12 protein-coding genes are annotated in these 18,998 nt (G+C 68.0%); 7 read left to right on the top strand and 5 right to left on the bottom strand.

What is annotated here, in order from left to right; genetic code table 11:
* Nucleotides 1-28: 28 nt before the first annotated feature.
* Nucleotides 29-1,669, top strand: a complete 1,641-nt coding sequence (locus AC1DER_RS08180; protein WP_477244724.1) for a hypothetical protein — start codon at nt 29-31, stop codon at nt 1,667-1,669.
* Here the strand turns inward: AC1DER_RS08180 and AC1DER_RS08175 are convergent, their stop codons facing one another.
* Nucleotides 1,670-3,049: a glutamate--cysteine ligase gene (locus tag AC1DER_RS08175; protein WP_477244749.1), complete on the bottom strand. Its 1,380-nt coding sequence runs from the start codon at nt 3,047-3,049 to the stop codon at nt 1,670-1,672.
* 340 nt (nt 3,050-3,389) lie between these two features.
* On the opposite strand from AC1DER_RS08175, the gene AC1DER_RS08170 reads away from it, so the two are divergent.
* On the top strand, nt 3,390-4,442 hold the full coding sequence (locus AC1DER_RS08170) for a LacI family DNA-binding transcriptional regulator (RefSeq protein ID WP_477244726.1): 1,053 nt from the start codon (nt 3,390-3,392) through the stop codon (nt 4,440-4,442).
* Between the two features lie 317 nt (nt 4,443-4,759).
* Here AC1DER_RS08170 and AC1DER_RS08165 read toward each other — a convergent pair whose 3' ends face one another.
* The 3 genes from AC1DER_RS08165 to AC1DER_RS08155 form a co-directional block, all read right to left on the bottom strand.
* Entirely contained in the window at nt 4,760-6,454 is a 1,695-nt protein-coding gene (locus AC1DER_RS08165) for an alpha-amylase family glycosyl hydrolase (protein ID WP_477244728.1), read from the bottom strand.
* Nucleotides 6,455-6,465: 11 nt separating this feature from the next.
* Entirely contained in the window at nt 6,466-7,953 is a 1,488-nt protein-coding gene (locus tag AC1DER_RS08160; RefSeq protein ID WP_477244730.1) for an MFS transporter, read from the bottom strand.
* Between the two features lie 90 nt (nt 7,954-8,043).
* Complete coding sequence (locus AC1DER_RS08155) at nt 8,044-10,347, bottom strand: glucosidase family protein (RefSeq protein ID WP_477244732.1); 2,304 nt, start codon at nt 10,345-10,347, stop codon at nt 8,044-8,046.
* Nucleotides 10,348-10,546: 199 nt separating this feature from the next.
* On the opposite strand from AC1DER_RS08155, the gene AC1DER_RS08150 reads away from it, so the two are divergent.
* The 3 genes from AC1DER_RS08150 (at nt 10,547) to AC1DER_RS08140 (ending at nt 16,243) form a co-directional block, all read left to right on the top strand.
* Nucleotides 10,547-12,187 (top strand): alpha-glucosidase family protein, encoded by a 1,641-nt coding sequence (locus tag AC1DER_RS08150; protein ID WP_477244734.1) that lies wholly within the window; start codon nt 10,547-10,549, stop codon nt 12,185-12,187.
* Nucleotides 12,188-12,196: 9 nt separating this feature from the next.
* On the top strand, nt 12,197-13,216 hold the full coding sequence (locus tag AC1DER_RS08145) for an alpha/beta hydrolase (RefSeq protein ID WP_477244736.1): 1,020 nt from the start codon (nt 12,197-12,199) through the stop codon (nt 13,214-13,216).
* Between the two features lie 285 nt (nt 13,217-13,501).
* Nucleotides 13,502-16,243, top strand: a complete 2,742-nt coding sequence (locus AC1DER_RS08140; protein ID WP_477244738.1) for a TonB-dependent receptor — start codon at nt 13,502-13,504, stop codon at nt 16,241-16,243.
* Between the two features lie 85 nt (nt 16,244-16,328).
* On the opposite strand, the gene yihA is transcribed toward AC1DER_RS08140, so the two are convergent.
* Entirely contained in the window at nt 16,329-16,949 is a 621-nt protein-coding gene (gene yihA, locus AC1DER_RS08135) for a ribosome biogenesis GTP-binding protein YihA/YsxC (RefSeq protein ID WP_441816390.1), read from the bottom strand.
* A gap of 205 nt (nt 16,950-17,154) precedes the next feature.
* Here yihA and AC1DER_RS08130 point away from each other — a divergent pair, with 205 nt between their 5' ends.
* Together AC1DER_RS08130 and AC1DER_RS08125 are read left to right on the top strand one after the other, a co-directional pair.
* The gene (locus AC1DER_RS08130; RefSeq protein WP_477244740.1) at nt 17,155-18,060 is read left to right on the top strand and encodes a c-type cytochrome; all 906 of its coding nucleotides are present in this window, start codon (nt 17,155-17,157) and stop codon (nt 18,058-18,060) included.
* Between the two features lie 135 nt (nt 18,061-18,195).
* Complete coding sequence (locus AC1DER_RS08125; RefSeq protein WP_477244742.1) at nt 18,196-18,855, top strand: thiol:disulfide interchange protein DsbA/DsbL; 660 nt, start codon at nt 18,196-18,198, stop codon at nt 18,853-18,855.
* Nucleotides 18,856-18,998 lie beyond the last annotated feature (143 nt).

Below are 18,998 nucleotides of genomic sequence, written 5' to 3'. Positions count from 1 at the left end.
CCTTTGGCCCCTTTCCCGCGCGACCGCCATGACTCGACCGCTCGTCCTGTTGCTGAGCTGCTTCGCCCTGATCTCCTGCGAAGTTCCGACCACCCGCGACGAGAAGGCCGCGGCGGCGCCGCCGTTGTTCGAAACCTTCGGCGAACTGCACCGCGACATCGGCACCCGCGTGCCCGAAGCGCAGCGCTACTTCGACCAGGGCCTGCGGCTGGCTTACGGCTTCAACCACGAAGCCGCCGGCCGATCGTTCGCGCAGGCCGAACGCCTCGACCCCAAGTGTGCGATGTGCGTGTGGGGCCAGGCGCTGGTGCTCGGTCCCAACATCAACCTGCCGATGCCGCCGGAACTGGCGGCCGACGCGACGCTGCTCGCCACCCGCGCCCAGGATCTCGCCAAGGGCGCCAGACCCGCCGACCGCGCACTGATCGCGGCCCTGACCCAGCGCTACACCTCGCCCGCGCCCGATGACCGCAAGGCCCTGGACGAAGCCTACGCAAAGGCGATGGGCGAGGCGGCCAAGCAGTTCCCCGACGACGACGACATCGCCACGCTGTATGCCGAATCGCTGATGGACCTCTCACCGTGGGCGTACTGGAACGCCGATGGCCAGCCAGGCCTGCAGACAGGGACGATGGTGGCGATGCTGGAGAAGGTGCTCAAGCGCAACCCGAACCACATCGGCGCGGCGCACTACTACATCCATGCGGTCGAGGCTTCGAACGATCCCAGCCGGGCCGAACCCCATGCCGACAAGCTCGCGTCACTGGCGCCCGGCTCCGGCCACCTGGTGCACATGCCGGCGCACATCTACATCCGCGTCGGCCGTTACCACGACGCCACCCTGAGCAACTTCGCCGCGAGCACCGCCGACAAGGAATTCCTTGCGGTGTGCCGTGGCAGCAACGGCGCCTATCCGCTCGGCTACGTCCCGCACAACTGGCACTTCGCGGCGATGTCGGCCGCCCTCCAGGGTTCGCGCACGCTGACCTTGCAGGCGGCCGAGCAGACGGCGCAGCGGGTCGATCCGCAGCAGATGGAAGCGATGAGCTTCATGCAGCAGTTCCTGGTCACGCCGCTGTTCGCGCAGGTGCGCTTTGGCGAATGGGAGGCGATCCTGGCGACGAAGGAAGCGCCGGCCGCCCTGCCGTTCCCGCGCGGAGTCTGGCATTTCGCCCGCGGCATGGCGCTGGTTCGCACCGACAAGCCGGCCGCCGCGCGCAGGGAACTTCGCGCGCTGCAGGCGATCGCCGCCGATCCCGGGTTGGCGAAGGTCGGGCTGTTCGGCATGAACAGCGCCGACAAGGTGCTCGCTGTCGCCGAGCCGATGCTGCGCGGCGAGATCGCGCTGGCACAGCGCGAGCGCAAGCCGGGCCTGGCCGCCCTGGGCGAAGCCGTCGCCGCCGAGGACAAGCTCAACTACAACGAACCGCCGGACTGGCCGCTGCCGGTGCGTCCGTACCTGGGCGCGGCGCTGATCGATGCCGGCCGCGCCAAGGATGCGGTGGCGGTGTACCAGGAAGACCTGAAGAAATTCCCCGAGAACGGCTGGTCGCTCTACGGCCTGGCGCAGGCGCAGAAGAAGCTCAAGCAGGACGCGAGCGAGACCGAGCGGCGACAGGCAGCGGCATGGGAGTGGGCGGACGTGAAGCTGGTGGCGTCGCGCTTCTGATCAGTAGGCAAACTCGGTGAACACCGGGTCGACGCTGCCGCCCCATGAGCCATGGAACAGCTCGAGCTTGCGCTCGGCCGGGGTGATGCCGGCCTCGGCGAACTCCATCATCGGCGCCAGGTAGATCGATTCGTCCGCGCCGTTGTGGTTGTGGCGCGCGCGGCGGGCCAGGCCGTGGGCGGAGATCTCCAGCGCCTTGCGGGCCAGATCGAGCACGGTGCCGCCGCGGAACGGCAGCTTCAGCGCCTGCCGCGGCACGCCGTCGCGCAGGGCGTGGCGCTCGTCCAGGCTGAAATCCTTGACCAGGTCCCAGGCGGCGTCGAGCGCGACATCGTCATAGAGCAGGCCGACCCAGAACGCCGGCAGCGCGCAGATGCGGTTCCACGGACCGGAGTCGGCGCCGCGCATCTCCAGGTACTTCTTCAGCCGCACTTCCGGGAAGGCGGTGGTGCTGTGGTCGGCCCAGTCGCGCAGCAACGGTCGATGCCCCGGGTAGGCCGGCAGCTTGCCGTCGAGGAAATCGCGGAACGACTGGCCCGACGCGTCGATGTACTGACCGTCGCGGTAGACGAAGTACATGGGCACGTCGAGCAGGTAATCGGTGTAGCGCTCGTAGCCGAAGCCGTCCTCGAAGACGAAATCGAGCAGGCCGGTGCGACCGGCGTCGGTGTCGGTCCAGATGTGCGAACGGTAGCTGAGGTAGCCGTTGGGCTTGCCCTCGGTGAACGGCGAGTCGGCGAACAGCGCGGTCGCGATCGACTGCAGCGCCAGCGACACGCGGAACTTCTTCACCATGTCGGCTTCCGAGCCGACATCGAGGTTGACCTGCACCGTGGAGGTGCGCGTCATCATGTCCAGGCCGAGCGAGCCGACCTTGGGCATGTACTCGCGCATGATCTTGTAGCGGCCCTTGGGCATCCACGGCATCTCGTCGCGGCGCCACTTGGGCTGGAAGCCCATGCCGAGGAAGCCCAGGCCCATCGGCTCGGCGATCGCGCGCACTTCCTTGAGATGGCTGGAGGTCTCGCTGCAGGTCTGATGCAGGTTCTCCAGCGGTGCGCCGGACAGCTCGAGCTGGCCGGCAGGCTCCAGCGACACCGAGGCCTGGTCGCGGGTGAGCGCGATGACGCGGCCCGGCTGGTCGAGCAGATGCTCCTCGACCGGCTGCCAGCCAAAACGGGTCAGGCCCTTGAGCAGCGCCTCGATGCCGCGTTCGCCGTCGAAGGTGGGCGGGCGCAGGTCATCGTTGCGGAAACCGAACTTCTCGTGCTCGGTGCCGATCTTCCAGTCCGCGCGCGGGCGCGCGCCGGAGCTGAGGAACTCGACCAGGTCGGCCCGGCGCTCAATGGCTACTTCCTTGACAAGACTGGGACCGGACACGTGCACCTCGCGGGGGGGGAACTCCATCTGCAGGGCCGATGCCCTGCTCGCGCGATGTGGCCAAGGCGCGGAACGGCGATGCATTGTCGCAATGAGCGGCGTGAAAGCATCGACCTGACCTGCATGGTGGGGACGTACCCGCTCATAGCAAGCCTTGCGCAGTGTAGCGGGGGGCGCGTTTGGAACAATGGCGGCCCTGGAATGCTGTAGGTCGTCATTTGAGATTGCCTGTTGGCCAAAACCCGGGTCCCTGCGGGAGGGGCTTGAGCCAGTCCGACCCGCATCCGGCGATGCGGCGCTGCGGCATGCCTTGTGGGACAACGCTCCCTACACTGCCTGGATGTCGCAATTGCAGTTCATCGGTCGCAGCAAGAAGACCAAAACCACCTCGCTGGACATCGCCCACCGCGCCGGCGTCTCGCAGGCAACGGTGTCGCGGGTGTTGCGGGGCAGCCCGCTGGTCAATGCCGAGACCCGGCGCCGGGTCGAGGACGCGGTCCGCGAACTCAACTACAAGGTCGACCGCCACGCCTCCAGCCTGCGCACGCAGCGCTCGGGCACGCTGGCCCTGCTGCTGTTCGAGGACCCGACCCCGGACGAGTCGCACATCAACCCGTTCTTCCTGTCGATGGTCGGCTCGATCACCCGCGCCTGCGCGCGCGAGGGCCAGGACCTGCTGATCTCGTTCCAGCAGCTGTCGGACGACTGGCACGCCGACTACGAGGACAGCATGAAGGCCGACGGCCTGATCCTGCTCGGCTACGGCGATTACCTGGCCTACCAGGGCAAGCTCGAGAAGCTGGTCGAGCAAGGCACGCGCTTCGTCCGCTGGGGCGCGGTGCTGCCGGACCAGCCGGGCCAGTCGATCGGCTGCGACAACTTCAACGGTGGCCGCCTGGCGGGTGAGCATCTGGTCGGCCTGGGCCGACGGCGCATCGCCTTCCTCGGCGGCGCGTCCAGTCATTGCCCCGAGTTCTTCGACCGCTTCCGCGGCTGCGACGCCGCCCTGCGCGAAGTCGGCGCGGCGATGGAGGCGATCCTCCAGGTCGATGCGGAAAGCTCCGAAGAGGACGGCTACAACGCCGCCGCCGAACTGCTCGAGCGCGGCGGCGCGTTCGATGCGGTGTTCGCCGCCAGCGACCTGATCGCCATCGGCGCCATGCGCGCGCTGGCCGATGCCGGCCTGCGCGTGCCCGAGGACGTCGCCGTGGTCGGTTTCGACGACATCCCGATGGCGCGCTTCGCCACGCCGCCGCTGACCACCGTGTTCCAGGACACCAAGCGCGCCGGCGAACTGCTGGTGGAAACGCTGATGCGCCAGGTCCACGGCGAGGCGACGCAGAGCATCACGCTGCCGGCTTCGCTGGTGGTGCGCAAGTCGAGCGGGGCGTAGCCCGCTCGAACTGGGGCCACCGTTCTTCCGACGAACTCATCGCCCCGTTCGTCCGACGAACTCATCGCCTCGTCCGTCCGACGAATTCATCGCCCCGTTCGTCCGACGAACTCATCGCCCCGTTCGTCCTGAGCGTAGGCCTGGAAGGCCGAAGTCGAAGGATGGGCTTGCCACCCTTCGACTTCGGCGCTTCGCACCTACGCTCAGGGCGAACGGTGGTGGCGAACGGTGGTGGCGAACGGTGGTGGCGAACGGTGGTGGCGAACGGTGCCGGCGAACGGGTGGTGGCGAACGGGTGGCGGCGAACGGGTGCCGTTTCACTGCGGGCGCTTCGTCCGCATTGCCGCATCCAGCGCGCGCGCCAGGTCTGCGCGAACCACCGGCGCATCCAGCAGGTACACCTCGACCCCATGCGCCGGCACCGTCGCCGCCAGCGACTTGCCTTCGGCAACGCCGACCTGGCCACCGCCGATGGCCGCTTTCCACTGCCCCGGCTGCAACCAGCGCTTCACTTCGAACTGCGCCGGCGCATCGCCCTTGTTGAGCAGCACCAGCGCGATCTGCGCAACGCCCTCGTGCTGGTAGACGCGATAGAACGCCGCGCGGTCGCCCAGGAGCAGCACGTCCAGCTGCACGCCACGCTGCAACGCCGGTGAAGCGGCGCGTACCGTGGCGATGCGCTTGAGGTTCTCGCGGATCGGGTTGCCAACCGCGGCGTCGACCCGCTCCTGGCCGAAATAGTTGCGATTGCCGGCATGCTCGGCGCGGCCACGCATGAAGCCCACTTCCGAGCCGTAATAGACCACCGGGATGCCTCGCGCGGTGAACAACCAGTTGTGCGCATCGATGAAGCCGTTGTCGCTGGCGTCCAGGCGCGGCATGTCGTGGTTGTCGTAGAACGTCATCAGCTCGTACGGGTTCGCGTATGGGCCGCCTTGCAGGTACAGGCGCGGCTGCAGGTTCTCGAAGCCGTGCGGTTTGTCGCCGCGGCCGAACACCTGCGCCATGCGCTCCTTGAGCGGGAAATCGAGCACGCTGATCGAGCCGTTCTTCGCCCAGGTGTGCGGTGCGATCTTGGCCGGGTCGTACTCGAAGTTCTCGCCGAACATGAAAAGCCCCGGCCGCTGCGCGCGCATGCGATCGGCGAACTGTTTCCAGAAGGTGTGCGGCATCCAGCCGATGGTGTCGATGCGCAGCGCGTCGGCGCCCTGTCCCAGCCACTGCAGGTAGGCGCCGGACAGGTAGTCGAGCACGGCCGGGTTGCCGTCGTTGAAGCTGGCCAGCTCGGCGATCTCCGCCGGTGCGCGGAAGAAGGCGTGCAGCGGGTTGTGCGCGGGATCGAGCTGGTCAGGCGGCAGGTTCTGGTGATCGGCGAGCAGCTTGCCGTCGCGATCGTAGACCTTGCCGAACTCCGGCTGGCTCTTCGGCATCGAGAACGCCGGCGAGGCGTGGTTGCCGACGATGTCGAGCACCACCTTCATCTGCTGGCCGTGCATCGCCTGGGTGAAGCCGGCGAAATCCAGGCCCGGGCTGGGCAGGTGTTCGTCGAGCTTGTAGAAGTTGACGCCCCAGTAGCCGTGGTAGCCGGTCTTGCCCTGGTCGGTCCAGAAGCTGCCCCAGCTGACCGGCTTGCCGCCGGTGAACGCCGCATCGGGCTGGTCCACTATTGGCGTGATCCATACCGCGGTGAAGCCCATGTCGCGGATGTAGCCGACGTTGTCCAGCACGCCTTTGAAGTCGCCGCCGAGGTAGCCGATGTTGTCGCTCTCGCCGTCCGGGCCGGGGATCGGCCGGTCGAAGCTGCGCGTCGCCGGATCCGGCCCGCCCTGGTCACGGTGGTCGTTGCAGGTGTCGCCATTGACGAAGCGGTCGGTAACGACGAAGTACACCGACTCGCTGGCGAACGGTTCAAGCGTGCCGTAGTAGTCCGGTGCCGCATCGGCCGCAGCGGCCTGCGCGGAGAGGGCGGCCAACAGAACGGCGGCAAGCGGTCGGAACTTCGGATTCGGCATGGGCAATCGTCTCAATGGCTGGCGGCAAGCGTGGCCGTGCGGGGATCCTGCACGCGTAGCACGCACAATCCGGCGACGAACAGGCTGACCGCGCCTATGGTCAGCGCCTGGATCGGCTGGCCGCCGAAGAAGGTCTTGAGCAGGAAGCCGAGCAGGCTCGCCGCGACCAGCTGCGGGATCACGATGAAGAAGTTGAAGATGCCCATGAACACGCCCATCTTCTCCGCCGGCACGCTGTCGGCCAGCAGTGCGTACGGCAGCGACAGGATCGAGGCCCAGGCGAAGCCGACACCGACCATCGACAGCAGCAGCCAGTGCGGGTCGCGGATGAACAGGAACGAGATCAGACCCAGGCCTCCGAGCCATACGTTGATCAGATGGCTCATGCGCAGGCCGATGCGGCGCACCATCCACGGGATCACGATCGCCGCCAGTGCGGCGAAGCCGTTGTAGGCCGCGAACAGCACGCCGACCCAGTTGGCGCCTTCGTTGTACAGCGCCGAGCCGGTGTCGCTGGTGCCGTAATGGACGCCGGTCACCGCGCCGGTGGTGTAGATCCACATGCCGAACAGCGCGAACCAGGAGAAGAACTGGACGACCGCGAGCCGGCGCATTTCCGCCGGCATGTCGTGCATGTCGCCGATGATGTGGGCGAAGGCGCTGTCGCGCGGCATCAGCGTCACCACCAGCAGCGCCAGTCCGTAGCCGGCAGCGAGTCCGGCCAGTACATACAGCTGGCGGTCGAGCGCGTAGTGCAGCACCACGTAGGCGCTGGCCGCACCGAGCACCAGCCAGAGCAGGCCATTGCGACGTGCGCGGGCGTGGTCGAGCGTGCGCCGCGGCGCGCGCTGCAGCGTGTCGTGCGCGCGCAGCACCTCCGGCGGGTACTCGCGGGTGCGCAGGATGGTCCAGCCGACCGAGAGCATCAGCACAGCACCGCCGAAGTAGAACGCGTAGCGCACGGTGTCGGGCACCTCACCGGGCCCTGCGGTGTTGCCGACGCCGACCTGGGCAAGGAACCACGGCAGCAGGCTGGCGATCACCGAGCCGATGCCGATGAAGAAACTCTGCATGGCGAAGCCGCTGGCGCGCTGCGAGGTCGGCAGCTGGTCGCCAACGAAGGCGCGGAAGGGCTCCATCGAAACGTTGATCGAGGCGTCGAGCACCCACAGCAGGCCGGCGGCGATCCACAGCGTCGGCGAGTTCGGCATCGCGCACAGCGCCAGCGTGGCCAGCACCGCGCCAACGAGGAAGTACGGCCGGCGCCGCCCCAGCCCGGTCCAGGTGCGGTCGCTGAGGTAACCGACGATCGGCTGCACGATCAGCCCGGTCAGCGGCGCGGCGATCCACAGCGCCGGAATTTCGTCGACGCTCGCGCCGAGGGTCTGGAAGATGCGGCTGACATTGGCGTTCTGCAGGGCGAATCCGAACTGGATGCCGAGGAACCCGAAGCACATGTTCCAGATCTGCCAGAACGACAGCTGCGGTTTGGTGGTCATTGCGTCCCGATCCCCTTGAGATGGAAACCCGTCATTCCCGCGAAGGCGGGAACCCAGGGACTTCGACTTTGACTTCCGGCGTGGCGGAAGTCACTGGGTCCCCGCCTGCGCGGGGATGACGGGGTGTCCGGTCGGCAGGAGTGGGGTCAGGTACAGCGCGCCCAGCTCGGCCGAGTTCAACGCCCCCGATGCCCCGCCAGTTCCCCCGGTGTAATGGGCGAAATGGCTCAGATAGCTCATGTTGAAGCCATCGCGCAGTTCGAAGCGGCACGCCGCCCCGGCTTTCGCACTGAACACCACCGCGCTCGAGCGCTGCCGTGCCTGGCCATGCGGCATGACCAGCGTGCCGGTCTGCGGCGCCTGCCCGGCGCAATCCACCAGCAGCGTCTTCACCGCGGCGGTAATACCGGTATTGATCGGGCCGTGGTTGTTGAGGAAGTCCAGGCGGACCGAGAAGCGGCCATCGGCCGGCGCGGTCCAGCGCCGCGGCCATTCGCCCGCGACTTCGGTCTGCGCACCGACGCAGCGGGTCGGGCCTTGCAGCGACTCCAGGCCATCGGCGCCGACACGGGCCAGGCTCAGGCACTGCTGGAAGGGTTGCGCGGCCAGGGTGGCGGTGGTCGCCGCCGCGCCTGCATCGGCGCTGCGCTTGCCATCGACATACAGCCGGGTACCTGCGGCCAGCGCCACCTGCCATTGCCTGCCGACTTCGCGCAGTTCGGGAGCCCCGGGCGACGCCGGCGCCGTGACCGCCGCGTCTGTTGCCAGCGTTGCCGGTGCGCTGCGGGTGGCGATGAGGTCGACCACGGTGTCCGCGCCGTCCGCATGCGATGCACCCGCGACCAGCAGGTCGCCATCGATCGCGTGCGGGCGCCGCAAGGTCACCTTCCGCCCGGGCAACTGCAGCGAGATCCGGTCCTGTCCACCGAACAGCATCGGCACCAGTTCGACCGGCAGCATCGGCTTGACGCTGCCGTCCTCGCCGACCCCGAACACGCCTTCGATCACCATGTCCAGGTACGCCGCGACCGACCATAGCTGCCGCGGCGAATTGACCACCGGCCCGCTGAGCGCGCCGTCGTCGACGTGCACGGCCTGCGTGACCAGTTCGTAGTTCTCCATGTTGGAACCGGCCAGCGCGGCACCGCGCATCAGCGAGCGGATCTCGTGGGCGATGCGCGGCGCATGCCCCACCGTGCGCGCGGCGCGCAGCGCGTAGGCGCTCACGAACGGCCAGATCGCGCGGTTATGGTAGATCGCGGTGTCGGGCTGTTGCGGCCAGATGACCGGGCTGCCGGTCTCCAGCGCCGGGTAACGCGACAGCGCGCGGCGTGCGCGTTCTGGCGGCGCGATGCCGCTTTCGATCACCAGCGCCAGGCCGAGCAGGTCATAGGCCTCGAACGGCACGCGATGTTCGGCGGTGCCGATGTAGCTCATGTACAGGCCGCGATCCTCGCGCCAGAACGCGCGGTCGATGGCCCTGGCGAGCGCCTGGGCCTGGGTGGCGTATGTGGCCGCGCGCGCATCGCCGCGCTGCCTGGCCATCTGCTCGCCCAGTCGCAGCGCCTGGTACTGCAGCACGTTGGTCGACAGCGCGAACGATTGCGCGATGAAGCCGACATCGTCCGCGGTCCAGTGCGGGTAGGACTGTTCGCGCCAGTCGAGGAACGAGGTCTCGCCACGGTACAGGCCCACGGACGCGTCGAAGACGAACTGGCGGTCCTGCGCCAGCGTGCCGGTCAGCGCGCGCCAGGTCTCGTCGGCGAAGCGTGTGGCGTCGGCATCGGCGCCATTGATGAGATGGCGTGCCGCCAGGAACCAGACCACGCGGTCGCTGCTGATCGGCCAGCTGCCGCCGGAGCCGGTGTCCTGGGCGACGAAGAAGCCATCGGCGGCGGCCGGAGCGCGCACACCGGAGAGCTTGAAGCGCAACGAAGCACGCGTGCGCCCGGGCGACACCCGCGCCAGCGCCAGGTCGGCCGCATAGGAGACATCGCGGGTCCAGACGTAGCGCCATTTCTCGCCGGTCTCGAAGCACGGGCAGGCGATCGGCTGGCCGTTGTCGAAGGCGCCATCGGTGATCGACTCGACCTGTGCCTGTTCCAGCTCAGCCTGGGCCAGCGCGAACAGGCCATCGAACAACGGGCTGGCGGTCTGGCTGCGCAGTGGCTGCGCGGCGATCGTGCGCGGCAATGTCGCGCCGGACAACACGAATCCCTGGCCGCGCTCGACCATCTCCACGTTCTGCCCATGCCAGGACAATCCGTGTTGCCATGCAGCATCGACCGGCGCAGCCGGCGGCTGCGCCAGCGCAACCGAACAGGCCATGGCGAGCAGGCCCGCAGCACGGCCCAGAACCCTGGCCGGACAGCGTGCCGTTGCGGCTCCACTCATGCATCGCCCCTGTGCGAACAGCGGCCATGGTAGTTCGCGGCGCGGATGCACATCGCTGTGCTGCATACGTATTCATCGCCAAGCAGGCCGACCGGGCAATCCCGGCGGCTACCGGGCGTGGAATAGTGCGCACCACAGCGTGCCCCCGGCGCGCCCAACGACACATAGCGGCGCGCGGATGACGATGGCGGCAGTCACAATGGACAGGCAGATGGCGATGCAGCAGGACGCAGCATGGTGGCGCGGCGCGGTGATCTACCAGATCTACCCGCGCAGCTTCCTCGACACCAACGGCGATGGCGTCGGCGACCTGCCCGGCATCATCGAGCGGCTGGACTATGTCGCCAGCCTCGGCGTGGACGCGATCTGGATCTCACCGTTCTTCAAGTCGCCGATGGCCGACTTCGGCTACGACATCGCCGACTACCGCGACGTCGACCCGCTGTTCGGCACCCTCGACGATTTCGACCGGCTGCTGGCCAAGGCGCATTCGCTCGGCATCCGCGTGATGATCGACCAGGTGCTCAGCCACACCTCTCACGAGCACGCCTGGTTCCGGGAAAGCCGCGAGAGCCGCGACAACGCCCGCGCCGACTGGTACGTATGGGCCGACGCCAAGCCCGACGGCACCCCGCCCAACAACTGGCTGTCGCTGTTCGGCGGCGTCGCCTGGCGCTGGGAACCGCGCCGCGGCCAGTACTTCCTGCACAACTTCCTGTCGTCGCAGCCGGACCTGAATTTCCACAACCCGGCCGTGCGCGAGGCGACGCTGGACAACGTGAAGTTCTGGCTCGACCGCGGCGTCGACGGCCTGCGCCTGGACGCGATCAACTTCTGCTTCCACGACCAGCAGCTGCGCGACAATCCGCCCAAGCCCGTGGAACTGCGCACCGGCCGCGGCTTCAGCCCGGACAACCCGTACGCGTTCCAGTACCACCACTACAACAACACCCAGCCGCAGAACCTCGACTTCCTCGAGGACCTGCGCGCGCTGCTCGACCGCTACCCCGGCGCGACCACGCTCGGCGAGATCTCCTCGGAGGACTCGCTGGCGACGATGGGCGAGTACGTCGACGAGCAACGCCTGCACATGGGCTACAGCTTCGAGCTGCTCACCGACGATTTCAGCGCCGCCTACATCCGCGCCACGGTCGAGGACCTGGAAGCGAAGATGACCCGCGGCTGGCCGTGCTGGGCGATCTCCAACCACGACGTGCGCCGCGCGGTGACGCGCTGGGGCGGCGACGACGCGCCCGATGCCCTGGCCAAGCAACTGGTGGCGCTGGTGTGCTCGCTGCGCGGTTCGGTCTGCCTCTACCAGGGCGAGGAACTGGGCTTGACCGAGGCGGACGTTCCGTTCGAATCGCTGCAGGATCCCTACGGCATCGCCTTCTGGCCGAACTTCAAGGGACGCGACGGGTGCCGCACGCCGATGCCATGGAATGGCGGCGCGCATGCCGGCTTCAGCCAGGGCAAGCCATGGCTCCCGGTCGCCGCTCCGCACAGCGCGCGCAGCGTTGCCGCGCAGGACGCCCAGGCCGACTCGGTGCTCAACGGCGTGCGTCATCTCATGCGCTGGCGCAAGGCGCACCCGGCGCTGGTCGCGGGCGCCATTGCCTTCCTCGATGCACCCGAGCCGGTGCTGGCGTTCACCCGCAGCGGCGGCGACGAATCGCTGCTGGTGGTGTTCAACCTGTCACCATCACCGCAGCAATGGACGCTGCCGGGGCAGCTGGGAACGCTTGAGGCCATCGACGACCACCCGCTGCTGGCCGGGCGCATCGAAGGCGAAATGCTGCAATTGCCGGCGCACGGCGTGTTCTACGCGCGCATCGGCTGACTGACGTCGATGCTCGCGCGAACCGCCGTTGCTGCTGTCGCGCTGATCGTCTCGCTGATCGTCTCGCTGGCCATGCCGGCGCATGCCGGACCGGTGCGCCTGGAGCTGCCGGCGCCCGCGTTCGCGCCCGAACAGGTCAAGGTCGCCGTCTACCTTCCGCCCGGCTACGACGACGCCGGCGACCAGCGCTTTCCGGTGCTCTATATCAATGACGGCCAGGACATGCAGGCGGTCGGGCTTGAGTCGACGTTGGCGCGGCTCTACGCCGACCACGCGATCGAGCCGGTGATCGTGGTGGCCATCGACATGCTCCACGACCGCATGGGCACCTACGGCCTGTCCGACCGCGCCGCCGGCGCCAGCGCGCCCGGCACCTCGCGCTTCGGGCCGATCGGCACGCGCGCGCACGACTACGCGCAATGGCTGGCGCAAACGCTGGTGCCGTATGTCGATGGCCATTACCGCACGCAGCCGCAGGCGTCCGCGCGGACCATGCTCGGCTGGTCGCTGGGGGCACTGCAGGCGTTCGACATGGGCTGGCAGTACCCCGAACTGTTCGCGCGCGTGGGTGCGTTCTCGCCATCGTTCTGGCTGCCGGCGGCGCCGGCGCAGGGTGGCGCACGCCTGGCGCAGGCGCAGGTCGAACGCGGCCCGAAACGCGACGGCCTGCGCATGTTCATCGCCATCGGCAACGCCGAGGAAACCGACGATCGCGACCGCAACGGCGTCTTCGATGCACTCGACGACGCCCTCACGCTGATCCGCGGCGGCCACGAGGGCACGCGCGAACTGCACGGCCTCGGTGGCCTGGGCTATTCCGTGTCGCTGGCGTATGCGCCATGCCGGCCGCAGGCCGACATCGATTTCCTGCTGCTTTCCGGCGGCCGCCACAACCAGGCCTCCTGGGCGCGGATGCTGCCGGTGTTCCTGCATTGGGCGTATGCCACGCCCCAGGCCAGCGCGATGCCGCGCTGTGGCGACTTCATGCCCGCGCCAGCGGCGACTGCATCGGCGACGCCTGCGACGTAGCGGGACGCGCCATCGGCAGCCTGGCCCTCAACCCGCCCGCCACTGGCCGGCGGCGCGCCTGCATGCGCCCGGAAAACGATTGCACCCCCCATCTGCGTGCGCGCCGTGGCGATGAATACGTATGCAATGGAATTTGTGCAGCAATGCCTGCGTCTACCATCGCGCTACGTTCTGGAACGGCCTTTCATATTGCCAATCCTGGCGCGCGGGCTTCGACGATCGGCGGCGCAACCGCCGCGACGTACGCAAGCCGACTATAAAAAACAACATGCAGTGGGAGGGGAGATGCAACTCAAGCGCAATCTGCTGAGCGTGGCACTGGCATCGGCGACGATGCTGATCGCCGCAGGCGCCCAGGCGCAGGAAACCGGCCAGCCGGGTACACCGGCCCAGGACGCGACGACGCTGGACTCGGTGGTGGTCACCGGCATCCGCGCCGGTATCGAAAGCTCCATCTCGACCAAGAAGGAATCGACCTCGATCGTCGAAGCCGTCTCGGCCGAAGACATCGGCAAGCTGCCCGACATCAGCATCGCCGAATCCATCGCCCGCCTGCCGGGCCTGGCGGCGCAGCGTGTCGCTGGCCGCGCCCAGGTCATCAGCGTGCGCGGCCTGTCGCCCGACTTCGCCACCACGCTGCTCAACGGCCGCGAAGTGGTCAGCACCGGCGACAACCGCAGCGTCGAATTCGACCAGTACCCGTCGGAGCTGTTCAACGGCGTGACCGTCTACAAGACCCCCGACGCATCGCTGGTCGGCCAGGGCCTGTCGGCCACCATCGACATGCAGACCGTGCGCCCGCTGAGCTTCAGCGAGCCGGTGGCCGTGTTCGGCGCCCGCTACCAGAAGAACTCGCTGGGTTCGGCCGCCGACAGCGATGGCGACGGCAACCGCGTCAACGCCAGCTACATCGGCCAGTTCCTCGACCACACCCTGGGCATCTCGATCGGCTACTCGCACCTGGAGACGCCGATCCAGGAAGAACAGGTCGGCCTGTATGAGCCGTGGCAGGCGGTCCAGGACGGCTGGCGTCCGGGCGTGGCCGGCGGCACGTACTACTCCGACGGCATCAAGGCCCTGCGCCGCACCGGCTACGCCGAGCGCGACGGCATCATGGCCACCGTGCAGTACCGTCCGTCGAACGACTGGACCAGCACGCTGGACATGTTCCACACGCAGGCCGAGCAGGTCGACACCGCCAACCAGTTCGAGGTCAACCTCAGCGGTTACAACGGCGGCTACAGCCCGGGCCTGAACATCACCGGCGCGCAGATCAACGGCAACAACACCTTCGTCGGCGGCAGCGCCAGCGGCGTGTATCCGCTGGTGCGCGGCATGTACAACAAGCGCGAAGACGAGATCAACGCGTTTGGCTGGAACAACGACTTCGCCGTCGGCAACGCCCGCGTCAACGCCGACATCAGCTACTCCAAGGCCAGCCGCGACGAGCTCAGCCTGGAGAACAACACCCAGCGCCTGCCGGCGCCGCAGCTGGACACGGTCAACCTGGGCTATTCCAACAGCGGCTTCTCGCAGCTCGCGCCTGGCCTGGACTACTCCGACCCGAACTCGCTGTACCTGACCAACACGATCTACGGTTCCGGCTATGGCAAGGTGCCCAGCGTCGATGATGAGCTCAAGGGCGCGCGCGTGGTGGTGTCGTTGCCGGGTCCGGCCTCGTGGGGCTGGCTGGCCAACGTCGACATCGGCTTCAACTACGCCGACCGTGAGAAGCAGAAGACCCAGCCCGAGGGCAACATCAACCTCGGTGCGCAGGGCGACACGACGATCGCGTCGGACCTGCAGTACGACCTGGTCAACCTCGGCTTCGCCGGCGTCGGCTACATCCCGTCGTGGAATGTCCCGGCCGCGGTCGGTCGTTACATGAGCTTCAATCCGGTCTCGGACCTGTCATACCTGGTGTCGAAGGCGTGGACGGTCAACGAGAAGATCTCGACCGGCTACGTCCAGGCCGACATCGACAGCGAATGGGGTTCGGTGGGTGTCCGCGGCAACGTTGGCGTGCAGATCCAGCACACCGACCAGTCGTCGAAGGCGAACTACTGGGACGGCACCGCTCCGGCGGGCAGCAACGTCAAGCCGTTCGAAGACGGCACGACCTACACCGACGTGCTGCCGAGCCTGAACCTGGCGTTCTCGTTCGCGCATGACCAGACGCTGCGTTTCGCCCTGGCCCGCCAGGTGGCACGTGCACGCGTCGACGACATGCGCGCGTCGCTCGAGTTCGGCGTCGACACCTCGACCGGCAAGCCCGGCGCCAGCGGTGGCAACCCGCGTCTGGATCCGTGGCGCGCCAATGCGCTCGACCTGTCGTACGAGAAGTACTTCGGCTCCAAGGCCTACGTGGCTGCGGCGTACTTCTACAAGGACCTGCGCAGCTACATCTACAAGCAGACGCAGGACGGTTACGACTTCAGCAGCTTCGTCGCCGATTACGTGCCGCCGCCGGGTGGCGCGCCGGCCCAGACCACGGGCAACTTCACTGCGCCGTACAACGGCCAGGGTGGCACGCTGCAGGGCCTGGAGCTGAGTGCGTCGTTGCCGCTGGACATGCTGTGGGAGCCACTTCAGGGCTTCGGCATCATCGCCAGCGCGAGCTTCAACGACAGCAACATCAAGATCGTCGATCCCGACAGCGCGAGCAGCGTGGGTTCGGGCGAGATCCCGCTGCCGGGTCTTTCGGATGAGGTCTACAACCTGACGGCGTACTTCGAGCGTGGTGGTTTCGAGGCGCGCATCAGTGAGCGCTGGCGTTCGGACTTTGTCGGCGAGATCGGCAACTTCAACGGCAACCGCACGCTGCGTTACGTGGTGGGCGACGACCAGTTGGATGCGCAGATCAGCTATGCGTTCGGCGAAGGTTCGATGGAAGGCCTGAGCCTGTACCTGCAGGGCAGCAACCTGACCAACTCGGCCTACCAGACCTACGCCAGCAGCAAGGACCGTCCGCTCGAGTACATCGAGTGGGGCCGCACCTACCTGGTCGGCGCGCAATACAAGTTCTGATCCGCCTCCACGGGCTGCAGAACCAACCCCTGCCGGCGCGATCCGGCAGGGGTTTTTTTATGGGCGTTGCCTGCTTGCCTTGCTGCTACAGGCCCAGCCAGCCGGCGACGACGGCGCGCGCCTCGTCCACGCCCTGCTTCGACTCGCCCGAGAACGTCTGCACGCTGACCGTGTCGCCGAAGGCGCTGAACAGATCGCGCCGCACCGCATGCAGTGTCTGTGTCTGCTGCCCGCGCCCCAACTTGTCGGCCTTGGTCAGCAACGCATGCGCCGGCAGCCCGCGGTTGACCGCATAGCCCAGCATCTGCCGGTCGTACTCGCGCAGCGGGTGGCGGATGTCCATCACCACCACCAGCCCCTTGAGCGACTCGCGGGTCTGGAAGTACTGGTGGATGAAGGCCTGCCAGTGCGCCTGCAGGTCCTGCGGCACCTTGGCGTAGCCATAGCCGGGCAGGTCGACCAGGTAGTTGCCGGGGACCGGCTCCTCGCTGGGCGGGGTGATGTCGAAATAGACCAGCTGCTGGGTCCGGCCCGGGGTCTTGGAGACCCGCGCCATCGCGTTCTGCTGGCACATCGCGTTCAGGGCGCTGGACTTGCCGGCGTTGGAGCGGCCGGCGAAGGCGACCTCGGTTCCGCCCTCGGGCGGCAGCTGCTTGTGGTTGTGCGCCGCCAGCAGGTAGCGGGCGCGGACGAAGGGATTGGCCATGCCATAGGATCGCATGGCCGCGCCCCCAGCCGCCGGAAACGGCGGCCGCGGCCCGCTCCCGGGGTCGAAAACTGCGCAAAACGCCTGACTCGGGCAGCTCATGCGCTGAATCCGCGTTGACCCAACCCTGAGCGGCGACGATAATTCCGCGGTTCCGGCGTCCGCAATCCAGGCCGCCTCTTAAAGTGTTTCGGAGCCCAGCTACATGAGCCAAGCCCGCGTCCTCGGCATGATCGGCCTCGCCGCAATGGCGGCCGCTGCCGTCGCCTACGCCCAGACCACCGTCACCCCGGTCCCGGACAACGCGCCGGTCCAGGCCGCTGCGCTGAACACCGCGCCGGAAAAGGTCGTCTGGGGCGACGCCAAGGCTGGCGCGACCAAGGCCGGCACCTGCGCCGCGTGCCATGGCCTCGACGGCAACCCGACCGATCCGCAGTACCCGCGCCTGGCCGGTCAGAGTGAGCGCTACATCGCCCACCAGATCGCCCTGTTCAAGAGCGGCGAGCGCAATACCGGCATGGCCGCGGTGATGAAGCCGTTCGCCGACGCCCTCAGTGGCCAGGACGCGCGCGACATCGGCGCCTACTTCGCCACCCAGAAGGCCGGCGCCGGCGTCGCCGACGACACGGTCATCGCGACCGGTCCGAACTCGGGCAAGAAGTTCTTCGAAATCGGCCAGCAGCTGTTCCGCAGCGGCGACAAGGCCCGCGGCATCCCGGCGTGCATGGCCTGCCACGGCCCCGACGGCGCCGGCAACCCCGGCCCGGCCTACCCGCACATCGCCGGCCAGCAGTCGGCCTACACCCAGCGTCGCCTCGAGGAGTACCGCGCCGGCACCACCACCCAGCGCGATCCGCACCTGTTCAATGTGATGGCGACCATCGCCAAGCAGCTGAGCGACGAGGAAATCGGCTCGGTGTCGAGCTACCTGCAGGGCCTGCACCCGAGCCACGACGACGTTGCCGCGGCCAATGCCCCGGCCGCCGCGGCTCCTGCTCCGGCAGCGTCGGCTCCGGCAGCCGCTGCACCGGCAGCCCCGGCTCCGGCCGCGACGCCCGCTCCGGCGCCGGCCCCGACCCAGGAACCGGCCGCTCCCGCCACCGGTTCATAAAGGCTGAACTTTCGCCGGTGACCACGGTCACAGCGGATATCTCCTCCTGTTGTCTGCTTGCGCCGGTCGTGGCCACACGACCGGCGTTTTGTTTTCCGGCCCCCACCTTTCGCCTGCCCTGACGAGAACCCATCGATGAGTCGTCGTCCCTTCCTGCAATCCCTGCTCCTTGTCGCCTTGTTGCCCGCCGCGGCACTGGTCTCAGCCGCGATCGCGGCCGACGCCGCGCCGGCCCTGGTCGAGGGCACGGACTACGACGTGATCGAAGGCGGCCAGCCGTTCGCCCCGGTCAAGGGCAAGGTCGAGGTGGTCGAGGTGTTCGGCTACACCTGCCCGCATTGCGCGCACTTCCAGCCGCTGGTCGCCAAATGGCGGGCCAGCCACGCCAAGCAGGTCAACTTCGTGCCGCTGGCGGCGCCGTTTGGTGGCTTCTGGATGCCCTACGCCAAGGCCTACTACGCCGCGCAGGAGCTGGGCGTGGCCGACAGAAGCCATGACGCGATGTTCCTGGCCCTGCATACCGACGGCACGCTGCCGCTGCACGACCCGTCGGTCGACGAGATCGCCGCGTTCTACGCCCGCTACGGCGTCGACCCGCAGCGTTTCGCCAGCACCTACGACAGCGCGCAGGTGCAGGCGCGCGTCGAACGTGCCGACCAGTTCATCAAGCGCAGCGGTGTCGAAGGCACGCCGATGCTGGTGGTCAACGGCAAATACCGCGTGAAGGGCCGCAGCTTCGACGACACGCTGCGCATCGCCGACCAGCTGGTCGCCCGCGAGAGCGCGGCTCGCTGAATTGGGGTTGCGTCATACCGGCCACCCCTGGCGGCCGGTATTCTTGCAGTATCAACCTTCTACTCCGGCCTTCTGCCTCAGCCTTCTGCCTTTGCCGCGAACCCAGCGCGCAGGGGCGCCGATTGCCCACACCGGCTACCAGC

This window comes from Lysobacter sp. 05T417 (assembly GCF_056396405.1).
This window is presented reverse-complemented; position numbering and strand designations above follow the sequence as displayed.